Annotated in this window: 8 protein-coding genes and 1 tRNA gene; 5 read left to right on the plus strand and 4 right to left on the minus strand. The window is 40.8% G+C overall.

All coding sequences use genetic code 11. The features are described 5' to 3' along the window. Positions 1 to 876: 876 nt before the first annotated feature. On the plus strand, positions 877 to 1,698 hold the full coding sequence (locus DCC82_RS15220) for a protein-glutamine gamma-glutamyltransferase (protein WP_081189112.1): 822 nt from the start codon (positions 877 to 879) through the stop codon (positions 1,696 to 1,698). On the opposite strand, the gene DCC82_RS15225 is transcribed toward DCC82_RS15220, so the two are convergent. After that, the gene (locus tag DCC82_RS15225) at positions 1,675 to 2,577 is read right to left on the minus strand and encodes a DMT family transporter (protein ID WP_062677764.1); all 903 of its coding nucleotides are present in this window, start codon (positions 2,575 to 2,577) and stop codon (positions 1,675 to 1,677) included. The genes DCC82_RS15220 and DCC82_RS15225 overlap by 24 nt on opposite strands. 66 nt (positions 2,578 to 2,643) lie before the next feature. Between DCC82_RS15225 and DCC82_RS15230 the strand changes: the two genes are divergently transcribed. The 3 genes from DCC82_RS15230 to DCC82_RS15240 all read left to right on the plus strand — a co-directional run bounded on the left by DCC82_RS15230 (position 2,644) and on the right by DCC82_RS15240 (position 4,662). Beyond that, on the plus strand, positions 2,644 to 3,321 hold the full coding sequence (locus DCC82_RS15230) for an MgtC/SapB family protein (protein WP_015864924.1): 678 nt from the start codon (positions 2,644 to 2,646) through the stop codon (positions 3,319 to 3,321). Positions 3,322 to 3,410: 89 nt separating this feature from the next. Continuing rightward, a tRNA-Ala gene (locus DCC82_RS15235) sits at positions 3,411 to 3,483 on the plus strand. Positions 3,484 to 3,726: 243 nt separating this feature from the next. Next, the gene (locus DCC82_RS15240; RefSeq protein ID WP_015864925.1) at positions 3,727 to 4,662 is read left to right on the plus strand and encodes a thermonuclease family protein; all 936 of its coding nucleotides are present in this window, start codon (positions 3,727 to 3,729) and stop codon (positions 4,660 to 4,662) included. Between the two features lie 91 nt (positions 4,663 to 4,753). Here the strand turns inward: DCC82_RS15240 and DCC82_RS15245 are convergent, their stop codons facing one another. After that, the gene (locus tag DCC82_RS15245; RefSeq protein WP_015864926.1) at positions 4,754 to 5,014 is read right to left on the minus strand and encodes a hypothetical protein; all 261 of its coding nucleotides are present in this window, start codon (positions 5,012 to 5,014) and stop codon (positions 4,754 to 4,756) included. Between the two features lie 58 nt (positions 5,015 to 5,072). After that, complete coding sequence (locus DCC82_RS15250; protein WP_089098054.1) at positions 5,073 to 5,561, minus strand: GNAT family N-acetyltransferase; 489 nt, start codon at positions 5,559 to 5,561, stop codon at positions 5,073 to 5,075. A 186-nt stretch (positions 5,562 to 5,747) separates the two neighbouring features. Here DCC82_RS15250 and DCC82_RS15255 point away from each other — a divergent pair, with 186 nt between their 5' ends. Further along, a complete protein-coding gene (locus DCC82_RS15255; protein WP_015864929.1) occupies positions 5,748 to 6,743 on the plus strand; it encodes a potassium channel family protein in 996 nt (331 codons plus the stop codon). Here DCC82_RS15255 and DCC82_RS15260 read toward each other — a convergent pair. After that, a complete protein-coding gene (locus tag DCC82_RS15260; RefSeq protein WP_015864930.1) occupies positions 6,740 to 7,144 on the minus strand; it encodes a YugN-like family protein in 405 nt (134 codons plus the stop codon). The two genes, DCC82_RS15255 and DCC82_RS15260, sit on opposite strands and share 4 nt — an antisense overlap. Positions 7,145 to 7,260 lie beyond the last annotated feature (116 nt).

Raw genomic sequence — 7,260 nt, forward strand, 5'->3', positions numbered from 1 at the left:
TGTATTAGGCACGCCGCCAGCGTTCGTCCTGAGCCAGGATCAAACTCTCCAAAAAGAAAGTTGATTGGCTTAATCTCTTAAGCTTCGGCACCGACACCGAAGGTGTCAAGCGCTTCAGCTTTTCTTATTGTCCAGCTTCAGCGCCTAGCTCTCTTGTGCCAAATAACCTTCCCCCTCGAAGTGCAAGCACTTCAGCGGGTGAAGAACATTTGGCTTCGAGAGCTGATCGCGGCGCTTCAGCTTTTCTTATTGTCTAGCTCCGGCTCACAACGCCTTGCGGAAAATAACCTTCCTTCGTCGACATGCAAGCATGTCTCATCGGAAGAACATTTTCCTTTCGGCGTTAGGCGCTCGCCTTCGCTTTTCGTTGTGGACGCTTCGTTTTGTTCAGTTTTCAAAGAACATTTGCTACTCAAAACAGCTTCTTAATAATATCACAGCGTTTTTTTATTGTCAACTAATTTTTTTCGTTATCAAGATTGTTCAATTAATTCATTAGCGACGCTATTTAATATAACACCTTAATCTAAAAAATGCAACCCCTTTTTTATATTTTTTTGTTCCTTCAAATTTATTTAAATGGCGCAATTAACTTTTTCACAACAATCGGAATTGGACATTCTCATTTCAACTGTTTACGATTACAACTTTAACCGAATTATTTATTACAAATCAACTATACACCGCTTTATAACATAATAATTACACATATCTCATACATATAAATTAAATAATATTGCCGTTTTTCATCGATTCGTTCGATAAAAAACAAAACATCTTACTTTGAATTTACTAAATGAGCCGATCTCCTCTCATGTTAATAATGTGGATAATTTGTGAATAACATGTGAATAACTTGTTGTTAAGGAGGAAAATATGATTAAAATTCAAGATACGATTGTGTATAACGACTTTCTCGCGCATTCTTCTCTTTCAAAAAAGCAAGAAAAAATATTTGAAGCATTATTAAAATCACCAGAAACCTACGTATATAAAAACGAACATCAACTTTTGTTTGAAATTATTTTGCGCGATCGCATTATCGATACGGCCATCTCGCTCGCAAAAAGCAAAGTAAGGTTTGCTATTTTTCGTCTTTCAAAATGCAATGAGCAATTTTGGATAAAAAATGAGTTGGGAGGTTTCCAATTAAAAGAAGGCGTGCTTCCCTCAGATGCGATAAACGATATTTTCATAAACAGCCATTTATACGCCTTTGAGTGCGCTACCGCCATCGTTATCGTGTTTTACAAGGCAGTATTGGATGTTATGGATAAACAGACATTTAATAGGCTGTTTTCCAATCTCTTATTATACGATTGGCATGTCGATCAAGACTTAGGAGTAAAAACAAAAAAGGGAGAAGACTATCTCCCAGGCGACTGTCTTTATTTTAAAAACCCTGAATTCGATCCGCAAACGCCGCAGTGGCAGGGAGAAAATACGATCTATTTAGGAAACGACCTGCATTACGGGCATGGAATCGGGATTAAAACGTCAGAAGAAATCATCGCCGCTTTAAATAAAAAAAGGAAAAAAGATGCTACAAAATCAGCCTACTTGCTTCCGCAAACGACAAGAGTCGATTTTATTTATTTATCTCAGTTTTCTAGCACCCCCGGAGGCTATCGTCTTCCCATTAACAAGAAATATTTCATTACCGGGACGCTTGGGTCAGCTACTTTCTTGTATTGGTAGCGACCCTTTTCGATTTTCTCCCCACAAATATGTTCCGATTCCTGTTAAAATGAAAATCCCCCCCATCAATTGGGACGGTTGAATGATCTCTCCAAGCAAAAAGTAAGCTAATATTGTTGCACCGACTGGCTCAAATAAAATGCTCATCGAAATGGTTGCAGCACTTACCCATTTTACCGACCAGTTCATCAGTGAATGTCCGAGCAACGTTGGCACAATCGCCAGCAAAATAAAGCAAATCCAATCTATTTTTCTATATGAAAACAACGGAAATTGAAAAGCAAGCACATAAAGAAAGAGCGTCAAAGAACTAATTCCGTATACAATATATGTATATGTCATTAATGACAGGCGTTTTCGTAACTCTTGACCAAACAGCCAATACCCTGTTACCATTGCACATGCCAAAAGCGCTAGTATATCACCAAATAATGCTTTACCGCTAATTCGGAAGTCACCCCAACTAATGATAATGCTTCCAACAATAGCTAATAATGCGCTAAGAAACGCTCCCGCTGTCAATCGTTCTTTAAAAAAGACATATCCGCCAATAAATGCAAACAACGGTTGTAACGTTACAAGTACAACCGAACTCGTTACAGAAGTATAGTTTAATGACTCAAACCAAAGAATAAAATGAAACGCTAAGAGCACACCAGAGATGATGGAAAATATCCATTCTCGTTTCGAGATCATTTTTAATTCGGAAACATATTTCACAAAAAGTGGTGTCATGAATAGCACAGTAAAAAACAAACGATAAAATGCAATGACGGAGGCAGGAGCATGCGCCCATTTCACAAGAATGGCGGAAGTAGATACGGAGATTACTCCGACAAACAATGCAAAGTATGGTTTCCATAAACTTGATGATTTCATTGTCCATCCCCCTTAAAACGTTTTATCATGATTATACCATCATACAAACAGAAGAGGTGATCATATATGAACTTCGATCCTTTTATCAAACTAGGAATATCAGCTATATTAGGAATGATTATCGGATTAGAGAGAGAATTAAAACGCAAACCCGTTGGTCTAAAGACATGTTTAGTAATTTCTATTTCCAGCTGCTTATTAACCATTGTATCGATTGAATCTGCTTATGTATTTCCTCTAAAAAATCATATTACGATGGATCCACTCCGCCTTGCCGCTCAAATTGTCTCAGGAGTCGGATTTCTCGGGGCAGGAGTCATTTTACGGCGCGGCAACGATAGTATTTCTGGGCTGACAACCGCTGCGATCATTTGGGGAGCGGCTGGCATCGGAATCGCAGTCGGTGCCGGATTCTATTTAGAATCTGCATTTGGCGTTGCGCTATTAATTGTGAGTGTTGAGCTAATTCCTGTTATAATCAGTTTTTTTGGACCAAAACAATTGCGAGAAAAAGAAATTCTTCTACAAATCACCGTTGCGGATGCAAAAAATATTGCCGACGTAATTCACAAACTCAAATTGCAAAATATCGATATTAAGACAATGCGTATTAAAGACTTAGACGACAACCATCATTTAATTAAACTAAAAGCATCTGTTGACCAAAAACGCGCCGCTGCCGACGTCTACTATGCCATTCGCACCATTGATTCGATCGTCCATATCGATATAGAAAGCGCCTAATCCTTCTAAACAAAAATTAGATAAAATTGTATTGCATTTCAAAAAAGGCGTATATATAATAAAAACGGACAATAATATTCCGTGAAAATGGGGCATTAGCTCAGTTGGGAGAGCGTCGTGCTGGCAGCGCGAAGGTCACCGGTTCGAACCCGGTATGCTCCATTCGAGAAACCCTTGCGTGGCAAGGGTTTTTCCTTTTTATCTAGATAGGGGGTCATTTTTATTTAGCAATAATCTTTTAGAAAACAGCCAATAAAAAAGCACCCGGCAAACATCATGAATCAACTTGTCGACAAAATCGACAAGCCGATCCCTTGCATGGCAAGGGCTTTCTTTTTTACATTACAAAAGGACGATCATATATAAAAATTGCGCGTTGACTCATATTGAAGGAGGTATAAGCAGATGAGAAAATTAGCAAATTTGCTGGCAGCAGCTTTATTCATTCTCTTTTTTCCAACCAGCAGCTTCGCCCATCCAGGAACTCTTGACGAACTAGGCGGACATTTCCGCAATTCAGACTGCGTATACTTGCTGCATGAACCGACAGCGCTTGCCATGCAGGCCAAAAATAAAGCAGAGCTTGTCCAATTAGTCAAAAAATACAATAGCAACGCCAAGTGCACCCGACAGCTGACGGTGGATAAAATTGACCTAGAAGGGCATACGCTGGGCGGAGTCCCTGCAACGAAATCAAGTTCATCGGCCACATTGCGATTAGGAAAAAAATATCCTGCAACATTAGTAGAGTGCATTGATGGAGATACAGCAAAGTTTATCGTCAATGGCCGCGAATATACAACCCGCTTTCTATTCATCGATACGCCGGAAAGTACAATCGAAGTCGAGCCGTATGGAAAGGAAGCAAGCCGATTTACTTGTTCCCTCTTAAAACAAGGAAACATCACATTGGAAACTGACGGCAGCACGCTGTTTGATAAGTATCATCGCTTGCTCGCTTGGGTGTGGGTAGGAGACAAATTGCTTCAGGAAGAAGTGACCAAAGCAGGACTGGTCGAAGACTTTTACGATTACGGGGATTATAAATACGAAGGTCGAATCCGCGACGCCATGGCGGAGGCGAAACGAAACGGCGCGGGAATGTATGGCCGTTCATCCGCGCAAAAACCTGATTCCTCCCGTCAGCAGCAAACAGCGGAAGAAAAAACGGAAAGCAAAAAAACAACACCCGCACCAAACTCACCGGCACAAGAAAATGAAGCGCAGCACGATGACCAGCAAAAACAGCACGATGCAGAGTCCGACAAAACAAATTCATTCCTTTACTTGCTCATTGGCGCAGTTGCGATTATCATTATTTACGCTTTCGCCCGCAAATAATATGATACGGCTATATGCAGCATCCCGCCCCGAACGAACAAAAGGAGCTAACAACTAGCTCCTTTTGTTTTATAATGACTACCGGGACCTGTTACTGCTCCGGCAGCAACTCTTCAATCACCGACTGCTCGGACAAATGAGCCGCTGTGGAGAAAGAAGCGCCATTTAGCCGCTTAAAGCCATATTTCTCTAACCTCTCTATTTGCTCTTCCGTCAAGTCGTTATAAGCAATCACCGAAGGGGTTCCTGATGACTTATAAATTAAATTGCCTGTTACCGGACATTGAAACGCATCAGCGACAAATCCTTCCCCGTCTTGAATCGTAAATAAGCGAACCGGCATCACATCCATACATTTCCCTCTTTCTACGGTGTATTTCTTTATTACAATTGTCCAATCCCACCGTATTCTATACAATTCTTTTGCCAACAATGATCAAATCCCGTTCGATCCCTTCTAGCTCCGCAACCTTCGGGAGATGCCCCCATGTTTCAAAGCCAAAGCGGGCAAAAAGCCGCAAGCTTGGCTCATTATGCGCAAAAATAAACCCTAAAAGGGTTTTTATCTCCAAACTAGGCGCTTCCTCAATCGCTTTTTGAAGAAGCTGTGTGCCAATTCCTCTTCCCCGATATGCCTCGGAAATATAAATGCTAATTTCCGCTGTATGACGATATGCCGGCCGCCCATAAAATGACTGAAAACTAAGCCATGCGCACACATGACCGTCCAGCTCCACAACCCAGATCGGGCGCGTATGCGGATCGTGCGCGAAAAACCATGCTTCCCTGCTCTCAACAGTCACTGGTTCGAGATCTGCTGTTACCATTCTTGTCGGAATCGTTTCATTGTATATCTGAACGATTGCTGGTAAATCTTCTCTGTTTGCATTTCGAATCATCGTATCTCCACCTTATGGAATAATATGCCTCTACAGAAAAGAATACCATAATTATCGTTCAAAATGACATACTCCTTGTTGTAATTATCATGATGTAGTATGAAACAGGGAGGAATTTTTATGCAAAAAAATGTGCAAAACGGTAAAGACTAGCTATGTAAAACGATCTATATTTGGAGGAAACCAATGAAAAACTGGGATGTACTAATATCGTATTTACGCCTTCCTGTTTTGGTACGATTGTTGTTAGTTGGAAGTATAATGATCGTCTTTTTCGGAACATTGATTCATTTCGTTGAACCATCTACATTTCGCAATGTATTCGATGGAATATGGTGGGCCATTGTGACAACCGCGACGATCGGTTATGGCGATATGGTGCCGAAGACGTTTGCCGGGAAAATTGTCGCCATTTCCCTCATTTTGTTAGGAACGGGAGTCATCACCACTTATTTCGCTACATTATCCGCAGCCGCTGCGGCAAAAGAGTCTATGTTATCGAGCGGGCAGCTACGTTACATGCAGAAAGGGCATATCATCATTGTCGGTTGGAATGAACGGGCGCGCGAGGTAATAGCAAAATTAACGAAATATCACTCATCGCTTCGATGCGTGATTATCGATGCTACTTTACAGGAACTTCCGGTTTCCTATAAAAATGTTCATTTTATTAAAGGAAATGCCAGTTACGATGATGTGCTTCATAAAGCGAACATTGCCGAAGCGCAAATGATTTTAATTACAGCCGATCAGCATAAAAATGAAGCAGAAGCAGATAAAGATTCGATTTTAACATTGTTGGCGGCCAAAGGACTTAATCCTTGTATATATGCAATCGTTGAAATTTTAACAGAACAGCAAGTGAATAACGCAAAGCGGGCTGGCGCCGATGAAGTCATTCAGACCAATTTGCTGTCAAGCTTTGCGATGGCAAACAGCCTTCAGTCGCCAGGGGTATCGAAAGCGACGGAAGAGTTGCTTCATCAACTTCATAATAGAAAACTACAGCTTATCGATGCGGAAGGATTATTCATCGGAAAAACATTTTTTGAAATCAGCCAAATATTATTAGACAAACAAATAATTTTAATCGGTATAATGAGGGGAGAAGAAGGATATATAAATCCTTCTCCACATTTTTTGATCGAAAAGGGAGACCGCTTGTTCGTGATCATGACTTAATCAAGCAGTTGGCTTTCTAAATCTTTGACAAGCGCTTTTCCAATGTCAATATATTTTTCCGGAAACGTCGCATCAGGGTCTTGCGGCTCCGCAAATTGGTTAAAAGCTGCGCCAAGATTGCCGCCATCGGCGTAGTCATCAATCCCTATTTGATACTTATGGGACAATAAAAATGGCCTGCCGAGCTTGACGGTTGTTCCATGGGAATCGAGCTGCCCGTCAATTGCTTCAAACGGAACGCGCAAAAATTGATATCCTGCTTCATCGTCAATTTTATAATCGAACGAACCATGATCATAATCCCAATTTCCACCAATCGTATAACCAAGCGGTTTTAACAACTGCTCCAGCTTATATAACGGAAACGTCTTTCCTTCTAATCGTGAAGGAATTTCAATCATCGCAAACACCCTCCTTTTTCATCTATGTTTCCCTATTTAGCGATAATGTAACTATTCAGCCACATGATCAAGTGAGCTGAATATTTTTTGTATTTCCTGTCTATGATGTGAATATT

The sequence above is a fragment of the Geobacillus sp. LYN3 genome (assembly GCF_003064505.1).
GTDB classification, from domain to species: Bacteria; Bacillota; Bacilli; order Bacillales; family Anoxybacillaceae; genus Parageobacillus_B; species Parageobacillus_B toebii.